This window comes from Enterobacter sp. RIT637, from assembly GCF_019718755.1.
In the GTDB taxonomy this organism is placed as follows: domain Bacteria; phylum Pseudomonadota; class Gammaproteobacteria; order Enterobacterales; family Enterobacteriaceae; genus Enterobacter.
Window position 1 is genome coordinate 1 of record NZ_JAIHAZ010000059.1, and the last position, 767, is coordinate 767.

General features: G+C 55.8%; 1 protein-coding gene and 1 pseudogene. Both read right to left on the reverse strand.

The window, feature by feature from the left end; translation table 11 throughout:
* A partial coding sequence (locus K5E19_RS23120) for an AbgT family transporter (protein WP_221553268.1) occupies positions 1–386 on the reverse strand: 386 nt, incomplete at its 3' end.
* Positions 387–428: 42 nt separating this feature from the next.
* A pseudogene (locus K5E19_RS23125) lies at positions 429–767 on the reverse strand (amidohydrolase); the annotation flags it as partial.

Genomic DNA, 767 nt, shown 5'->3' on the forward strand with positions numbered 1-767 from the left:
ATATAGCTGGCGTAACGTGCGTTCACCACCGACGCCATTTTGACCATCAGCGCCGGTAACAACCCCACGCGTTCAGCCAGACCCGCGCCCAGCACCAGCGCCAGTATCGCCCCCAGCGGCGCAAAACCGCTGAAGTTTTTAATCACATTCGGCAAAAACCAGTGCAGCCCTTCGACGCTGAGCAGGTTTTTCACCGCCACCATGCTGCCATCCGCCGGGCTGCGCACGCTAACGTCAAAAGCCGACAGCACGGCGGTGGCGATCATCAGAATCACAATCAAATAGATAAAAAGCAGGAAAGGGTGCGGCACTTTATTGCCGATCCTTTCAACCCAGCCATAGACCTTACCGGATGGCGAATGCGAAGGTATGGAAGACATACTCATGGGCGTTCCTCGGGACTGTTGTGTTGTTGTTTGCGTGTTTTATTATTTTAAAGGTGACGGTGTCACGTTATGTGGGATCGGACACTCGTACGGTCGTTCTTTTATCTGTTGTTCAAACTCATTCCGGCAGGATTGCAGAAGCGACGTGTCCTGCAGCAGATTCAGCGCCGTAGCACCCATCACTTTTCCCGCCAGCAGCATACCTTTATGGGCAATAGAGGTGCGACCCTGCGCCACCAGCTGCCAAGTGTGCAGCGGCGTGCCGACGGTAAAGCAGGGGCTGAAGCACTGCGCCACCGGCATTTTCCAGCTCACGTCGCCCACGTCAGTGGAACCCGCCAGCACATTATCGGTGATGGCGTAGGGCGCGACCTCATCCAC